Raw genomic sequence first — 15128 nt, 5'->3', positions numbered from 1 at the left:
AAAACAAATTAAATTCTCGCATAAAAAATATCTTTCGCGTAATAACTATTATATCACATGTTGAATAAAATTGCGAATACTGACGTCATTAAATGTTATTTTTTATAGAAAAAAAGAAGCATGAACAATTCGTAAATTGTCCGTACTTCTTAACTTTTATATTTTTAAATGAACTAGAATTTAAAACTTATCAGATATTGAATTTATGGCAGTAAATTCGGTATCTTTTATTTTGCTTAATTACTAAATACTTGTGTTGAATAGATAATGATGTTGTCTCCATTTTCGTATGTATCAAGTTGAATTGCATGATCTAAATACGAACCATCCATCATGTTTTCATAGTGTCCTGGACTTTTCTTCCAGTTATCAAATAATTTTTGAGCAATTTCTTCTGGTGTTGCATTTTGTGAAATATATGTTTGTTGTAAGTTCTCTCCGACAATTGTACCACCTTGATCAAAGCCGGGTGCTGTGAAGAATGATAATCCATTCGGTCTTGTATGTGAGAAATGTTCTGTAATTTCTGATGTTCGACTTACGGCAGCAGTTTGTAAATGATTACCATAATTCAATTGGCTTTGCCCATTATTTGCACGTTCTTGATTGACTAAATTATGGAATTCTTGAGTAACAGCATCAAGATTGACATTATTTGAATCTGTTACAGTCGTATCAACGGGTGGTAATTCATCTAAAGTTGTATCCGCTACTTGACTATCTACTGTTTGATCAGGCGATTGTGTTGTTTCTACTTCAGTATCCTGGGCAATCGTTGTAGGAATATCCCCTTCGGTTTTCGGATTGTGTCCTGGAATGTTATTCGGATCGTTATAGAATCGTTCTAACCAATAATTGTCGTCATCATCCCAGTCATCATCATAACCGTTGTCATCATCCCAGTCATCGTCGTCCCAGTCGTCGTCATCCCAGTCATCATCATCCCAGTCGTCATCATCCCAATCATCGTCGTCCCAGTCGTCGTCATCCCAATCATCGTCGTCCCAGTCGTCATCATCCCAATCATCGTCATCCCAGTCATCGTCGTCCCAATCATCGTCGTCCCAGTCGTCATCATCCCAATCATCGTCATATGCGCCAGCGACGTGAATATCTTGGTTATCAATGAGACCGATTAAGATATCTGCAGTATTCATATGATAATCTTCGCTCAGACCATTCAAGTCTAATAATTGATCAACGGTCAATCCTGCAGCGGAAGCAATATTTGGAAGAGTGTCTCCCCACTGAACGACATAAGCAATAGAACCGGCTTCTTCTTGACGAAGTAATTCCTCTTTAATTTCTTCAGCCGATTTTTCTTGCCAACGATTAATCAATGCATTTAAAGCAGCATTTTGTTCTTTTTGCACTACCGGATGGCTTAATACATTATTTGTTTGAGATACATCTACATTTTCAGTTGTGGAATTAGCTAAAGCACTATCTAAGATTTCAGTCGAATGACTAAAAGCTAATCCAATGGAAGCAACAACACCAATTGATAATAGAGCCTTTTTAACACTAAAACCTTTTCTTCTTAATAGATATTTCTTGTTTCGCATTTTCGTACCTTCTTTCTTATTTTTGACTTTGCTTTGCCAGTCGATACATAATACGAAAGCTAAATCAATTTTAGGGACCTTTTGGAGGATAATTAGATTAATTCGATAAAAAATTGTGCTATGATTGAATTAAAGTAAGAAAATGGTCCCTAAATTGTTATAAAGTTACGTATTATTTATTGAGCAGATAGGAGGCATTTCAAATCGAGAAACAAATTGAGCAACTAATTGAAGAGCATTATGGCTTCATTATAAAAGTAGTCAGCGAGACTACCAATCGATATGTTAATGTTCAAAATGATGATGCTTTTTCAATTGCTTTGTTAGCTTTTAAAGAAGCCGTTGAAAAATATGACGAGTCAAAAGGATCTTTACTAAATTTTGTAAAAGTGGTCATTCGAAGTCGCGTGATTGATTATCTAAGGAAAGAAAAAAAGAATGAAGAGATGGCATCCTTAGATTCCATGGCAGAATCAGGCATGCAATTTCAAGATGAATCGAAACAAAGTGAAAATGTATTGGCTATTGAAATTGAAGAGTGGAAAAGCACGATTGAAGACTTTGATATTACTTTGGAGCAATTAATAGAAGAATCTCCAAAACATCAAGATAGTCGCGAAAGAGCCATTCATATATCGGAGAAATCAAGTAAACATAAGCCGATTACAATACCCTTATTTGAAAAGAAGCGTCTACCTATAAAACTAACCGCAACATATAATAATGTCTCAGTGAAAGTCGTTAAAGGAAACAAAGTGTTTATCACATCGACAATTATTATATTTAAAAATGGGTTAGCGAGCTTAATAGATTGGATAAAGAGGGGATAAGATGAGTAAATATGATGTAAAAGAAACAATTGTCATAGACGTCAAAGAAAATTACGTCATCGTCATGGACCCGAGTGGTGAAATTCATCGGTTGAAAAGAAAAGATTCTTTAGCCGTTGGAGATCAAATTTTTTACTTTGATTCTGATCGATATCAAGCAAAAGAAAAAGTTCATCGTGTGAATTTCAGACCACTGATAAGCCTCGTAGCTGTTGCGGCAGTGTTGTTCTTATTCTTTAATCTTTCTCAAAATATATTTGGTCCATCAGAACCTGCATATGCAGCCATTTCAATTGGAACACAAGAAGGTGTTCAAGTTGAACTGAATGATGATTATGAAGTCGTTAGAGTAATTAATCGACTGGGTGAAATGGAGAATGAAAGCATAACTGAAGGAGAAAACTTAAGTGAAATTACACCTTCACTTGTAAGTCTCATTGATGAATCAGATTCCTTAGATGTTCTGATCGCTATCTCGGCTCCCAATACGGATGATACAAATGCGATTGAGAATTTAGTAGTAGAAGAGTTAAGAAACGCAATGGCAAACAACAATATTGTTGTTATTAAAGGAACAATGGAAGACTACGAAAATGCGACTCAACAAGAAGTCTTATTGGGTGATTATCAATTGGCTAATGCAAATATTTCATTGTGGACTGATGAAGAGAGTCGCGTATTATCAGCTAAAGAAAAACGTGACCGCTTATCAGGAAACGCGGAGTATTATAATTTTAACCAAAGTAGTGAACGTTTTAGAGAATTATTAGAAAGTATCTATAATCGCTCAGAAGTTCAAGAACTACAAAGCTTCTTCAAAGGATTAGTTACACCAAAACCAACAGATAATAGTGAATTTAATTCAGATGATGATTGGTTCGAATCGTTTTATGATGAAGATTCGTATAGTACTGATGACAATGTCAATAGTTCAGTGAATTCTTATATAGAAGGTGACGATGACTGGGATGATGACGATTGGGACGACGATGATTGGGATGATGACGATTGGGATGATGACGACTGGGATGATGATGACGATTGGAATGATGATTTTGACGATGATGATGATTAATTTATAAAAAAGGTACCTAAAAACAAATCGACATTCGTATTATTTAATAAGCCGAGCAAACGGTAAAAAAATAAGGGAGAGATAGAAAATGAAGATGAAAAAATTCCTTCTACTCAGTGCATCTATGCTTGCTCTAAGTGGTATCACGCCTGTAGTAAGTATTAATGCGCAAAATAATGATGTTGGTACTGTTGCGATTTCTCAAGAACAAACAAGTGAGTTACAAAATGCTTTTGATGAGGCAGTTTCACTTTATCAATCATACTATCCAAATGCCGAATTAACAGATATTGATATTCACATGCATCAAGAAACAGGGCAGTTTATTACAAGAGTTCTTGGCCGTGGTGAGACAGAAGCATATCAATTAATTAGATATAACGGGGAAAACTTTTTTGCAAGTAAATCTAGAGATGATGACGATGATAATTTAGCTATAAATATTGATGAGCTAGCTTCTATCGAAGAAATCACTCAATCAGTCATGGATCACACTCAAAATAATAATATCGTTAATTGGAGTTTAGATAGTGATGACGACGATGATGATAACGATGATGACGATAAACTAGAGTGGGAGATTACACTCATTGATGGTAATCGTGAAATCGAAGTCGAAGTTGATGCCTTAACTGGGGATATTCTTGATCAAGATGATGATGATATAGATGACGTTAATGACGATGTAAATGATGACGATAACGACGATGATGACGATCGCCATTACTACCGTCAATTCTATAATGATTATAGTGGAAGCCGTCCAACAGTTTATGATAATAATTATTACTATGGACGTGATGATGACCGTTACGATGATGACGACCGTTATGATGATGATTGGGACGATGATGACTGGGATGACGACGATTGGGACGATGATGACTGGGATGACGATGGCTGGGATGACGACGACTGGGATGACGATGACTGGGATGATGATGACTGGGATGACGACGATTGGGACGACGACTGGGACGATGATGACTGGGATGATGACGATTGGGATGACTAACAAGGCGCATCATTTAAGTTAAGACTATTCGAATCTAAGTTAAATAATTATTTTTAACAAAACAAAAACGTAATGAAAGTGGATTTGATTTCCATCTTCATTACGTTTTTTATTTGATTTTATTTTGAATCTAGTCGCAGATCCAATTTCCATTTTCAACGCGACATGACGCGCCAGTATTATCACCTAGTACTTGAAACTGTGGTGTCACTGGTTTAGTGATATCTATATTTGCTTCTTGTGCTGCTTGCTCTAAAGCTTGTTCAATAAGCTCTTGAGGTTGGGCACCACTAATTAAGTATTTTTTATCAATGACTAAAGCTGGAGCTCCTTGGATACCATAAGCGTTAACCAGGGCTAAGTCATTTAAGACAGCCTGTTTAGTTTCATCATTATTTGCTTGGTTCTTCCATGAATCAAAGTCGATGGACGTCTCTTTTACTAAGTCATCAATGACTTGTTGATCTGCAATATTTAGATTGCGAACAAATAAGCCGTCTTGAAGTTTATCAAACACTTCCCAATACATTGCGTTTCCACCAATTAAACCAGCTGCTTTAGCTGCGATTAGTCCTGGTTGTGAATGAGGAAAGTTAAAATCAGTTTGCTTCATTCCATCAATATTAAAACGATGGTCATCATCATTTTGATTTGCAGCTTCCCAGTGGTTTAACACTTCTGGTTTAACAGCTTCGTGACTGCCAAACATTTGCTCAAAGTGCTCAACTTCCCAACCTAGGGCAAAAGAGCGATGTTGAACATCAATGTTCTGATATTTACCCACTACTTTACGTAATCGATCAGACATTGGAAAACAGAATGAACAAATAACATCGTGAAAAAATTCTATCTCTAGCATGATTAGCTCCTTAACATAATAGGAATAGTATAGCATAAGAAAACGTTCATTACGACATGCATTTGATTGATATAGGGGATTAGAATTGACCAACAGCTAACAGAAAAATAGCTAATCCATGTGCAATAGAATAATTTTTAAGAAATAATTTTTCTTTGGTACTAATAAGTACGTGATGCTGATTAAAACTAACCCTGGCGTTAAACGAACAAAGAATTCTATTAGAAGCGCCATAAAATCCCCCTAGGATTTTCTCTCCCATACTAATTTGCGTTCAGGATGATCTATATTCGATAAATATAGTAAATTACCGTCAATTCTGACCGAACGTTTTTGTTTAGATCCAACATAGTCTTGAATGAGACTTAATTCGACAGAGGTAGTCATGATAGCTTTATCTTCATCTAAAGAAAAATGCCCAGAGTAAGCGTGATATCCATTGATACCCATTTGTTTTTCTACTTCAGTTCGATATGAGCTTAATGTATCTACAGATAATGGTTCATCACGATGATTAGCCATAATTTGTACCGAGAAAAGACCAGTATGGTCAAAAACGATATAACCTTTTGCGTCATCGCCTAATGGGAAATAAATCTCTTCATTTTTGTCTAAGGATTCAAAAGATCTCAGTGACCAAGTCGTTCCCTTTAATAGTTCTACTATATTATTCATAATGACCTCCATATAATCTTGTATGCCTTTATAGAATACTATGTATATAAGGAAAAAACTATAAAACAGCTTGTGTAACAATTATCAATAATTTAAATCTTATATAAAGGGGAATTATGTTATAGTAAATTAATTGACAGATTAAATAAAAACAAGCAAAATAACATTAGATTTTAATTATACTGTAAGGAGTACTTAATTATGATAAACATTGGAATTGTGGGCTACGGTAATCTTGGGCGTGGAGTAGAAGCGAACATTAAGAATAGCTCAGATATGAATTTAGTTGGGATCTTTACCCGTCGTAATCCTGAAACATTAAATGCAGAGGCAAAAGCGTATCATATGGATGACTTAGTAAGTTTTAAAGATAAGATTGATGTGTTGATATTATGCGGAGGCTCGCGAACAGATATTCCTGAACAAGGACCTACATTGGCTGAACACTTTAATACAGTTGATAGTTACGATAACCACGGAAATATACCAAATTATTTTGAACGTGTTGACCGTGTTTCAAAAGAACACAAAAATGTATCAATTATCGCAACGGGTTGGGACCCAGGTCTATTCTCCCTAAACCGATTAATTGGTGAAGCGGTATTGCCTAAGGGAGATACTTATACTTTCTGGGGTAAAGGATTGAGTCAAGGACATGGGGACGCCGTGCGCCGTGTTGAAGGTGTGAAAGACGGGGTTCAATATACGATTCCCAACACTGAATTAATTGATCAAATTCATGAGGGCAAACAAGTCAACTACACATCGAAGTCAGCGCATACCCGTGATGTGTTTGTTGTATTAGAAGATGAGGCGGACGCAGATAAAGTGCGTGAAGAAATTATAACGATGCCCGATTATTTTGAAGGTTACAAAACAACGGTAACGTTCATTAGCGAGGAAGAACTAAAAGCCAATCATTCTGGCTTACCTCATGGAGGACGTGTCATCCGTTCTGGAAAGACATCGCCTGAAAACCATCAAGTATATGAGTTTGGTTTAGACTTAGCTAGTAATCCTGAATTTACGGCAGCAGTGAATGTTGCTTACGCTCGTGCGGCCTACAAAATTCATAAAGAAGGGCAATTTGGAGCTATGACGGTCTTTGATATTGCACCGAAATACTTATCGCCCAAGAGCAATGAAGCGTTAAGAAAAGAATTACTATAATAAAAACACCAAGGGAAATGAGAATGATATCTCACTTTCCTTTGGTGTTATTTTTTAGCCTAATTTAATTCCTGCACCGTCGAGTGCTTTATCTACGATATCCATGACGATTTTACTATGAGTCAATTTTTCACGAACTGTGTCCATGTCATGTTCTTTAATGATGCGATTGAATGCGATAAACTCTTCATACATGCGATGTGGATGTACTTTTAAATCAATCGTTTCATCAGTTTGTTTACGAATGACTTTTGTATAGTTATCTAAGGTATTCGTTGGGCCATTCACAACGAGTGAACCGTCAGTTCCTTGAAAAGTACTCTTAATTGGCGCACTTGTGTCTTTTGATCCGATACATACTGCTTTAATGTCACCGTAATCCATAACCAGCATCCCGGAGGTATCAATGTCTCGTTCGATATTTGCGTAATATTCAACGCGATTAGGCGCCCCAAGTATGCCCACAACTAAGTGAATATTATAAATATTAATGTCCATGAGCGATCCACCACCCATTTTAGGGTTAAAGGCTGGAAGAATTGTTCCCTCTTTGAAGGCATCATAGCGAGATGAATACTGCGAATAGTTACATTCAATGATTTTTAAGACTCCAATATCAGACAAATCACGTTTAAGTTGGTCATAATTCACGAAATACTGATTCGTGATTGCTTCGATCAACACTAGATCTTTAGACAAGGCTAATGCTTCTAACTCTTCTAGCTCACTCAAAGTTAAAGTGAATGGTTTTTCACAGATAACATGCTTTCCTGCCTTAAGTGCTTTCTTACTATATTCATAATGTAAATGATTAGGTAAAGCGACATAGACAGTATCAATATCAGAATGCTTAAGAATGTCATCTATATCGGTATAAATGCCTTCAATATGATGAGAATCAATTAGAGCGGTATTTTTTTCAAGGCTACGTTCTGAAGATAATAAGGCCTTTAATTCAATTTCGGGAATATCTTTAACCATGTCCAAGAAATCACGGACAATCATACCTGCACCAAATATGGCTAGCTTCATTTTACTTCCTCCATTCAATTGACTGATTTAACGTAGATGTTCTGTGCCTTCTTCAAGAATACGAATTTGTAATAAGGTTTCTTCATCTTTGACGACTTTGTTTTTATTATTGACAAGTGTTTGGTATACATTCTCGTAGAAGCGGCTATAATCCCCAGCTTCTGAGATCACTTTTTCTTGATGATACATATTATTTTCGTCCATATAAGTTAGCGTACCGTAATGTTCGGGTGAGTCGACACCAAAGTCTGGTTGGATCGGCATATAGAATTGTTTTAGATGTTCTTCTTGGCGGTCTGTCGATTCTTTAACAAAGGACCCTTTTTTTCCATACACGATAAAGCTAGGGCGGGGCGTTAATCGGAAGTAGCTTGATTTGACAGACACTTTCATCGTTCCGTAATAAAGGTCCAAATCAAAATAGTCATTCATATGACCTTCACCGAGTAATTGTCTTACATCATAATGAACGTCATCCGGTTCCCCGAAATATGAAATCACTTGATCCAAAGTATGACAAGCATGCCCGTACATGAAACTATCAACTTGAGAATAGGGACTATTTTCAGGGACTTCAGGTCTGAAGTAATCGAAGTGCATCTCAACTTCTAATATATCACCCAATTTGTTTGATTCTATGACTTTTTGTACCGTTAGAAAATCAGAATCATAACGTCTATTTTGATAACTTTGAACAAAGAGATTATTTTCCTTTGCGATGGCAAACAATTCTTCTGCTTGTTCACTTGTTTCAGTAAAAGGTTTTTCAACGAGCATATTCTTACCACGATGTAAGCCTTCTTTAGCAAGCTGATAGTGCGATGAACTAGGTGTAGTGATGACTACTAGTTGAATTTCTGGGTCATTATAAATGTCATCAATATCAGTTGTGTAATGAACACCTTCGATTGGTGGCCAATCACTTAGTCCGCTACGGGAGTAAATCGTTTTGACTTTTATTTTATCTGATAACTTTGTGGAGAATGGTAAGTGATAACGGTTTGTACTCTTACCATTTCCGATATATGCGATTGTTAGCATAATAAACCTCCTAATGAATTCTTCATATTAACTATATGATAAAACGCTTCAAATGAGTAGAAATATCTACTTAAATATCGAAATAGAATTTATAGCATGGCATTCGAACTGCATCTAACAATACCGATATTAATTAATTACCTCACCTTATTCGTCAAAATAAGCTGAGGTAATGTGTTTAGCATAGTCTATTCTCAGAAATAGCACGCAGTAATCAAACTCTAATCATAAAAAGAATACTTGTTAATAGTATAACCTCAATTTATTAAATTATACGAGCTAACCTTAATTATATTTTTAAAGAATTACCATATTATGAAAAAATAGGGTACAATTTAATCAATGAAAACGTTACAGTTTTTAGATAACAAATTATATTAACCGTAAAGGGGTCATTTATGATAAATTGGGGAATAATTGGAGCAGGAAATATTGCTCATCGTTTTGCGGATAGTCTTGAGTACGTTGATGGAGCGCAATTGTATGCTGTAGCACGACGTACTATGGAAAAGGCCGAAGCATTTAGAAGTGAACATCCATGTGAAGTCAGTTATGATAATTACCAAAGCTTATTAAATGATACACAGATTGATGCTGTTTATATTGCGTTGCCTCATCAATTCCATCTGGAGTGGGTCAAGAAGGCATTAAAAGCTGGAAAAGCAGTACTTTGTGAAAAGCCAGCAACGTTATCATTAGATGAGATGGAAGAAATTACGGAGACGGTTCATGAAGAAGGTCTGTTTTTCATGGAAGCAATGAAAAGTCGCTTTGTACCAGCATATCGTGAGGTTAAAGAACGAATTGATAAAGGTGAAATTGGTAAAGTGTTAAGTGTATCTACATCTTTATGTCGTGTATTCAGTGAAGCAGATTCTAGCTATCATTTTGAACCTGTTCAAGGAGGATGCTTACTTGATATGGGTGTGTACAATATCGCATTGCTTGAGGATTTTATGACGTCACCGGTCCAAGTTAAAGATGTTGAGTATGAAGTGCGAGACAACGGTGTTGAAGTTTATGTGAATGCAAACTTAGAATCAAACGGAGTTTTTGGGAAGCTTGAATCTGCCTTTGATCGTGAGACAGAAACTGTTGCGATTATTACTGGAACAATGGGAGAGATCCGTATACCTAATTTCCATCGACCTTATTCATATGAGTTAGTTATGGGAGATAGTAATGAAGTTCAGTACATTGAAGTACCTTACGATATTGATGATTTTTACAGTGAAATTGTGCATGTTGTTGATTGTATCAATCAAGACATGATTGAAAGCCCAATTATGTCACTACAAGACTCAATAAATATCGCGAAGATTATGGATCAAGTCAAAGCAGAAATTAAAGTAAAATAATCAATGAAAAACAGCTGAGTCTATCAAATTAGAAGACTTAGCTATTTTTTATTGGAAATTTGTCTAACTAAATTCTGATTTGATTTCTTTCGTTAACCACTCTGTTGACAAAGGCTTGTTTTCGACAAGATGATTATGCCAAAAATCATCATCTTCGTAACGCGGAACGACATGTAGATGAAAATGAACACCATCATCCATAATATCTCCATTATTTTGGATGAAAGTTGTACCAGCAATGAGTGCATTTTTTTCATAAATAGCAACTATTTTTTGCTGAATGTGACTTAACTCAAGTAATTGAATGGTATCTAATTCAGTTAAATTCATAATATGCTTTTTAGTAATGATTAATATATGTCCTTCTTGAATCGGGTCAATATCATAAACAATATAAAAATGATTCGATTCAGCTATTCTTAGCTTTTTTGATATTTTAGAGCAAAAGATACATTCCTCCATAACGATTAACCACCTTTCAATTTAGTCCTCTTTAGTTCAAAGATATCGTTATAAATTGTTAAACAATAAACGTCAGGCATTGTCATATTTCTCCATGATTCATATCCAAAATCGGGTGTGAAATAATTAAATAGCACAGCAAAACTTGTACCATGCCCACTAACGATAATATCACCCGTTGAACGACTCAAAATTGTATTGAATGTACGAAGCATACGGTGTCTTACGTCGTTTAACGATTCGCCATCTTCAATCAAATAATCAAAGTCATCCCATTGTTGTTTAGTGAATGAATCGAAGTCTTTCACCCAAGTCCCAATAACTCGCTCTTTTAAATCAGTGACGATGTTAATATCAATCTTCTTAGACTCTGCAATGGGAACAATCGTTTCAATTGCACGGTTGTATGGACTTGAATAAATAGCAGTTATATTTATACTTTCAAATATAGGTACAAGTAATTCAGCTAAATCATAACCATCATCAGTTAGTGGGGCTTCAACCTCATGTTTAATATTGGTATCTCGTATAGAATGACGAATAAAATAGATTTTACGCAATCTTTTCACCTCGAAAAAGTTTATTTGCACCTTTAAGATTATAATATATGTTATTCTTAAAATGATAGAAAGATGCTATTGTTACAAGTATATACGATGATTATGAGTGATGTCATCTTTTTTATAATCAAGATGCATAGAAGTCTGCTCAGTACACTTCAACTTATGTATACTTTTATTCAATACAACAAAATAAAATGAGCTTTGCGCTCGCACTTTACAGGAGGAAAAGAAATGAAAGATGGAACAAAACGAGCTAATATTCAAGTAGGATCACAAGTAAATGTGGTTCAGAAACAAGACCAACGATCAGGTAAGTTGACATCAGGAGTCGTAAAAAGAATTTTAACGAATTCACAAACTCACCACCACGGAATTAAAGTAATGCTGGAAAGTGGTACAGTTGGACGCGTCAAAGAAGTTATCGAGTAGAACTTATTAATACGATTATCTGCATAGCTTATAACAATGATTATTTAATAAATATGGTAAAATAAAGTTATAAAATATGAGTTTTAGTGAGGAGAATCATAATGGATATCAACTTCGACTTATACGAATTAAACATGACTACAATACTTGTACGAATCTTATTAGCAGTTTTAATTGGAGGACTTATTGGAGTAGAGCGTGGAATGAAGAATCATACAGCAGGTCTTCGTACTTATATTCTAGTTTGTCTCGGTTCAACGATGGTTATGATGACGAATCAGTATGTAACTGAAACAATGGGCGGGGGAGACCCAACTCGAATGGGTGCTCAAGTAATTAGTGGAATTGGTTTCTTAGGGGCTGGAACGATACTCGTAACCAATCGTAATCGCGTAAAAGGCTTAACAACAGCGGCAGGGTTATGGGCAGCAGCCTGTATCGGCTTAGCCATTGGTATTGGTTTCTATGAAGGTGCGATAGCTGGTGGAATAGCCATTTTAATCATTATGACTCTTCTGCGACCGTTAAAAAAGGTTATACAAGGGAGATCTAGCAAGATAGATTGCTATATCATTGCTGAATCACTCGATAGTTTCAACCATTTTTTAGAATTTTGTGCAGATTTACGAGTGAATATTATCGATATGCAAATTGAAAGTGAGCACGTAATCGATATCGATTATAGAAGTGATTCAAATGAAATTGTTTACTTTGTTGCGATTGATTTATATAATCGTATACCTAAGCAAGATTTCATCAATAAGGTTAAAAATTTAAAAGGTATTAATTATTTTGAGGAATTAGAGGGAGAGTAGTGATACTCTTCTTTTTTTGTATAAATACTGATGTCAATTAAGATTTAAGCCTTTCATAATAATCAATCGAAATAATAGATAAAACAGAGTGGGGTTATGAGAAGAGCCACGATTGAAAGAAAGCAGTTCATATGAAAATCCTACAAATGAGTAGGGTATATAGTACTGAAACATATAGAATATTAATTACCGTGGATATATATACAAAAAAGCTATACAAATAGGGCTTGGTTATTTTATCAGAGCCCTATTTTTTATTTCCAAATTTTTGTGTATTTCTTTTTGTACTTCTCATCATCAACAGTTTCGATTAAAGAAAGTGCTCGGTCTTTGATGTGTTGTTCTTGAGTTTGGTCATATAAATTACGCATACCTTGTAAAAAATCATTTCGAATTAAAGTATAATTTTTTTCTTGTGAGCCATTTCTGAATCTTACTTCTATGTGTTGTAAGAGTAGTTGTTGAGCTTGAGAGCTCCCCATTCCAATACGCCACATTGCTTGAATTGTGTGACGGGCAGTCACAAATTTTTCATCAAAAGTTACTTGCCAGATCTTATCAAAGTCTTGTAAAACCCGATTTTCTGGGTCACTAAAGGCTGCTAATCTAGATAAATATTGGGCTGCACGTGATCGTTGGTGACCATCATAATCTGATAACAGTTCAATTAACTCATCCCATACTTCATAAGTCCAATCAACTGGCTGATCCATTAGTGTATTCAACTTAATTAAAGCATCATAACGTTCTTCTTTAGAACCATTATTTGAATCCTCAAATAACTGTTTAATATGTTGTTCCATTGATATCATCATCCTTTTTAATTTATCTCAAGCCATTGTTCAAAGGCGATGTTTATTAGTTTTTCTAGTGTAGATAAGTTAATATCGTCTAAGTGTTTAAAACCTATACTGCTACTGCCAACTTTTACTTTTCCAAGTGAATCTCCATATTTTTTTGCAAGGTAGGTATTATCTTCCGTTGCATTTATATAGAGACTGTAATAGTTTTTTTGGCGAGCAAGACCAATCATAAACCAAGTCTCTTCAGTATTTCCTTTGATAGGTATTTCGCCATATCCAACAATTTGTTGATCGGATCCACCCCAGAACGGACCTTCCCAAATATACCGATTATCCCCTCCAAACTTTGAAGTGAGTAATGAATCTAAGTAAATAAGTGTATCTTTATGCTTTTCATCTACTTCACTTATGTAAGTATTAAATAATTTATCCGTTTTTTTAGTTGACATAATAAAACTCCTTTTATTTAGATTTCATTTATTAATATATCATAAGAACCATATTATCTCTTTGAAGTTATATTATTTTGCTGAATTAATTGAAGGTGTTAAACTTAAGCCAGAAAAGGGGAGAATAATATGGAGTTTTATTATGCAAATGACGGTAGTCAATTTCCGAAGATAGCTTTAGGTACAGTCAATCTCAAAGGCGCTAAAGGTGTTCAAGCAATTAAAACAGCTATTAATAACGGATACACTTTGATTGATACGTCAACAAACTATAATAACGAAGGTGCTGTTGGGAAGGCAATTAGAGAAGGGACGATTTCAAGAGAGCAACTTCAAATTTCATCCAAACTACCAGGCGCTAATCATGAATATGACAAAGCAATTGATGCGATTCAAGAATCTTTATACCGAATGGGTATTGATTATTTTGACAAATATTTAATTCATTGGCCATTACCCAAACAAGATCGATACGTTGATGCTTGGAAAGCGTTGGTCGATGCACAAAAGTTTGGCTTGATTAAGTCGATCGGGGTGTCCAACTTCTTGCCAGAGCACTTGGACCGGATTATTGATGCAACAGGTGTTACACCTGCAACGAATCAAATTGAACGACATCCATATTTTAATAACTTAGATTTACATCATGCGAACATTGAACGAGGCATTATCACTGAAGCATGGAGTCCACTTGGTCGCGAGTTAAATGATCTATTACAGAACGAAACGTTAACAAAAATAGCTCAAAAGCATGAGAAATCCATTGCACAGATCATTTTACGTTGGAATCTTCAAGAAGGTATATTAATCAATGTTAAATCAGGCAACTTGGATCATCAAAAAGAAAATTTAAACGTCTTTGATTTTGAATTATCTCAAGAAGACATGAATATTATCAAGCAGCTAGACAAAGGAAAAGAAGGTTTAGTTGAAGGTCAAGACCCTAGAGAATATGAGGAGTTTAGCTAATAAATTATAAAAAAATAA

Annotated in this window: 17 protein-coding genes; 8 read left to right on the top strand and 9 right to left on the bottom strand. The window is 35.2% G+C overall.

All coding sequences use genetic code 11. The features are described from left to right. Positions 1–236 precede the first annotated feature (236 nt). Positions 237–1565, bottom strand: coding sequence for a LysM peptidoglycan-binding domain-containing protein (locus HYQ40_03980; protein MBZ6526924.1), 1329 nt, complete (start codon positions 1563–1565; stop codon positions 237–239). Between the two features lie 203 nt (positions 1566–1768). Between HYQ40_03980 and HYQ40_03975 the strand changes: the two genes are divergently transcribed. The 3 genes from HYQ40_03975 to HYQ40_03965 all read left to right on the top strand — a co-directional run bounded on the left by HYQ40_03975 (position 1769) and on the right by HYQ40_03965 (position 4485). Beyond that, positions 1769–2395, top strand: coding sequence for a sigma-70 family RNA polymerase sigma factor (locus HYQ40_03975; GenBank protein ID MBZ6526923.1), 627 nt, complete (start codon positions 1769–1771; stop codon positions 2393–2395). A 1-nt stretch (position 2396) separates the two neighbouring features. Beyond that, a complete protein-coding gene (locus HYQ40_03970) occupies positions 2397–3470 on the top strand; it encodes an anti-sigma factor domain-containing protein (protein MBZ6526922.1) in 1074 nt (357 codons plus the stop codon). A gap of 301 nt (positions 3471–3771) precedes the next feature. Then, complete coding sequence (locus HYQ40_03965) at positions 3772–4485, top strand: PepSY domain-containing protein (protein MBZ6526921.1); 714 nt, start codon at positions 3772–3774, stop codon at positions 4483–4485. A 130-nt stretch (positions 4486–4615) separates the two neighbouring features. Here HYQ40_03965 and HYQ40_03960 read toward each other — a convergent pair whose 3' ends face one another. Then, positions 4616–5344 (bottom strand): DsbA family protein, encoded by a 729-nt coding sequence (locus tag HYQ40_03960; GenBank protein ID MBZ6526920.1) that lies wholly within the window; start codon positions 5342–5344, stop codon positions 4616–4618. Positions 5345–5587: 243 nt separating this feature from the next. Next, the gene (locus tag HYQ40_03955; protein ID MBZ6526919.1) at positions 5588–6019 is read right to left on the bottom strand and encodes a lipocalin-like domain-containing protein; all 432 of its coding nucleotides are present in this window, start codon (positions 6017–6019) and stop codon (positions 5588–5590) included. A gap of 201 nt (positions 6020–6220) precedes the next feature. On the opposite strand from HYQ40_03955, the gene HYQ40_03950 reads away from it, so the two are divergent. Next, the gene (locus HYQ40_03950; protein MBZ6526918.1) at positions 6221–7189 is read left to right on the top strand and encodes a diaminopimelate dehydrogenase; all 969 of its coding nucleotides are present in this window, start codon (positions 6221–6223) and stop codon (positions 7187–7189) included. A 54-nt stretch (positions 7190–7243) separates the two neighbouring features. On the opposite strand, the gene HYQ40_03945 is transcribed toward HYQ40_03950, so the two are convergent. Continuing rightward, positions 7244–8221 carry a Gfo/Idh/MocA family oxidoreductase gene (locus tag HYQ40_03945; GenBank protein MBZ6526917.1) on the bottom strand — a complete coding sequence of 326 codons (978 nt, stop codon included), beginning with the start codon at positions 8219–8221 and terminating at the stop codon, positions 7244–7246. Positions 8222–8248: 27 nt separating this feature from the next. Continuing rightward, entirely contained in the window at positions 8249–9262 is a 1014-nt protein-coding gene (locus tag HYQ40_03940; GenBank protein ID MBZ6526916.1) for a Gfo/Idh/MocA family oxidoreductase, read from the bottom strand. A gap of 398 nt (positions 9263–9660) precedes the next feature. Here HYQ40_03940 and HYQ40_03935 point away from each other — a divergent pair, with 398 nt between their 5' ends. After that, positions 9661–10620 carry a Gfo/Idh/MocA family oxidoreductase gene (locus HYQ40_03935; protein MBZ6526915.1) on the top strand — a complete coding sequence of 320 codons (960 nt, stop codon included), beginning with the start codon at positions 9661–9663 and terminating at the stop codon, positions 10618–10620. 63 nt (positions 10621–10683) lie between these two features. On the opposite strand, the gene HYQ40_03930 is transcribed toward HYQ40_03935, so the two are convergent. Together HYQ40_03930 and HYQ40_03925 are read right to left on the bottom strand one after the other, a co-directional pair. After that, a complete protein-coding gene (locus HYQ40_03930) occupies positions 10684–11082 on the bottom strand; it encodes an HIT family protein (protein ID MBZ6526914.1) in 399 nt (132 codons plus the stop codon). Positions 11083–11087: 5 nt separating this feature from the next. Then, the gene (locus tag HYQ40_03925; protein MBZ6526913.1) at positions 11088–11642 is read right to left on the bottom strand and encodes a histidine phosphatase family protein; all 555 of its coding nucleotides are present in this window, start codon (positions 11640–11642) and stop codon (positions 11088–11090) included. Positions 11643–11876: 234 nt separating this feature from the next. Here HYQ40_03925 and HYQ40_03920 point away from each other — a divergent pair, with 234 nt between their 5' ends. Next, positions 11877–12074: a YwbE family protein gene (locus tag HYQ40_03920; GenBank protein ID MBZ6526912.1), complete on the top strand. Its 198-nt coding sequence runs from the start codon at positions 11877–11879 to the stop codon at positions 12072–12074. Positions 12075–12175: 101 nt separating this feature from the next. Beyond that, on the top strand, positions 12176–12889 hold the full coding sequence (locus HYQ40_03915; GenBank protein MBZ6526911.1) for an MgtC/SapB family protein: 714 nt from the start codon (positions 12176–12178) through the stop codon (positions 12887–12889). A 254-nt stretch (positions 12890–13143) separates the two neighbouring features. Here the strand turns inward: HYQ40_03915 and HYQ40_03910 are convergent, their stop codons facing one another. Together HYQ40_03910 and HYQ40_03905 are read right to left on the bottom strand one after the other, a co-directional pair. Next, positions 13144–13692, bottom strand: coding sequence for a hypothetical protein (locus HYQ40_03910; protein MBZ6526910.1), 549 nt, complete (start codon positions 13690–13692; stop codon positions 13144–13146). Positions 13693–13709: 17 nt separating this feature from the next. Continuing rightward, positions 13710–14141 (bottom strand): hypothetical protein, encoded by a 432-nt coding sequence (locus tag HYQ40_03905; protein ID MBZ6526909.1) that lies wholly within the window; start codon positions 14139–14141, stop codon positions 13710–13712. Between the two features lie 129 nt (positions 14142–14270). Between HYQ40_03905 and HYQ40_03900 the strand changes: the two genes are divergently transcribed. After that, on the top strand, positions 14271–15110 hold the full coding sequence (locus HYQ40_03900; protein ID MBZ6526908.1) for an aldo/keto reductase: 840 nt from the start codon (positions 14271–14273) through the stop codon (positions 15108–15110). Positions 15111–15128: the final 18 nt, after the last annotated feature.

The sequence above is a fragment of the Aerococcaceae bacterium DSM 111021 genome (genome assembly GCA_020112395.1).
Lineage (GTDB): Bacteria > Bacillota > Bacilli > Lactobacillales > Aerococcaceae > Ruoffia.
Note: the sequence above shows the minus strand (reverse complement) of the source record. Positions and strands in the feature narration are given on the sequence as shown.

What these genes read in the sequence shown, in the direction of transcription:
- HYQ40_03980 (MBZ6526924.1), bottom strand. Translation starts at nt 1,565, where the DNA reads ATGCGAAACAAGAAATATCTATTAAGAAGAAAAGGTTTTAGTGTTAAA.
- HYQ40_03970 (MBZ6526922.1), top strand. Translation starts at nt 2,397, where the DNA reads ATGAGTAAATATGATGTAAAAGAAACAATTGTCATAGACGTCAAAGAA.
- HYQ40_03965 (MBZ6526921.1), top strand. Translation starts at nt 3,772, where the DNA reads ATGCATCAAGAAACAGGGCAGTTTATTACAAGAGTTCTTGGCCGTGGT.
- HYQ40_03960 (MBZ6526920.1), bottom strand. Translation starts at nt 5,344, where the DNA reads ATGCTAGAGATAGAATTTTTTCACGATGTTATTTGTTCATTCTGTTTT.
- HYQ40_03955 (MBZ6526919.1), bottom strand. Translation starts at nt 6,019, where the DNA reads ATGAATAATATAGTAGAACTATTAAAGGGAACGACTTGGTCACTGAGA.
- HYQ40_03950 (MBZ6526918.1), top strand. Translation starts at nt 6,221, where the DNA reads ATGATAAACATTGGAATTGTGGGCTACGGTAATCTTGGGCGTGGAGTA.
- HYQ40_03945 (MBZ6526917.1), bottom strand. Translation starts at nt 8,221, where the DNA reads ATGAAGCTAGCCATATTTGGTGCAGGTATGATTGTCCGTGATTTCTTG.
- HYQ40_03940 (MBZ6526916.1), bottom strand. Translation starts at nt 9,262, where the DNA reads ATGCTAACAATCGCATATATCGGAAATGGTAAGAGTACAAACCGTTAT.
- HYQ40_03935 (MBZ6526915.1), top strand. Translation starts at nt 9,661, where the DNA reads ATGATAAATTGGGGAATAATTGGAGCAGGAAATATTGCTCATCGTTTT.
- HYQ40_03930 (MBZ6526914.1), bottom strand. Translation starts at nt 11,082, where the DNA reads ATGGAGGAATGTATCTTTTGCTCTAAAATATCAAAAAAGCTAAGAATA.
- HYQ40_03920 (MBZ6526912.1), top strand. Translation starts at nt 11,877, where the DNA reads ATGAAAGATGGAACAAAACGAGCTAATATTCAAGTAGGATCACAAGTA.
- HYQ40_03915 (MBZ6526911.1), top strand. Translation starts at nt 12,176, where the DNA reads ATGGATATCAACTTCGACTTATACGAATTAAACATGACTACAATACTT.
- HYQ40_03910 (MBZ6526910.1), bottom strand. Translation starts at nt 13,692, where the DNA reads ATGGAACAACATATTAAACAGTTATTTGAGGATTCAAATAATGGTTCT.
- HYQ40_03905 (MBZ6526909.1), bottom strand. Translation starts at nt 14,141, where the DNA reads ATGTCAACTAAAAAAACGGATAAATTATTTAATACTTACATAAGTGAA.
- HYQ40_03900 (MBZ6526908.1), top strand. Translation starts at nt 14,271, where the DNA reads ATGGAGTTTTATTATGCAAATGACGGTAGTCAATTTCCGAAGATAGCT.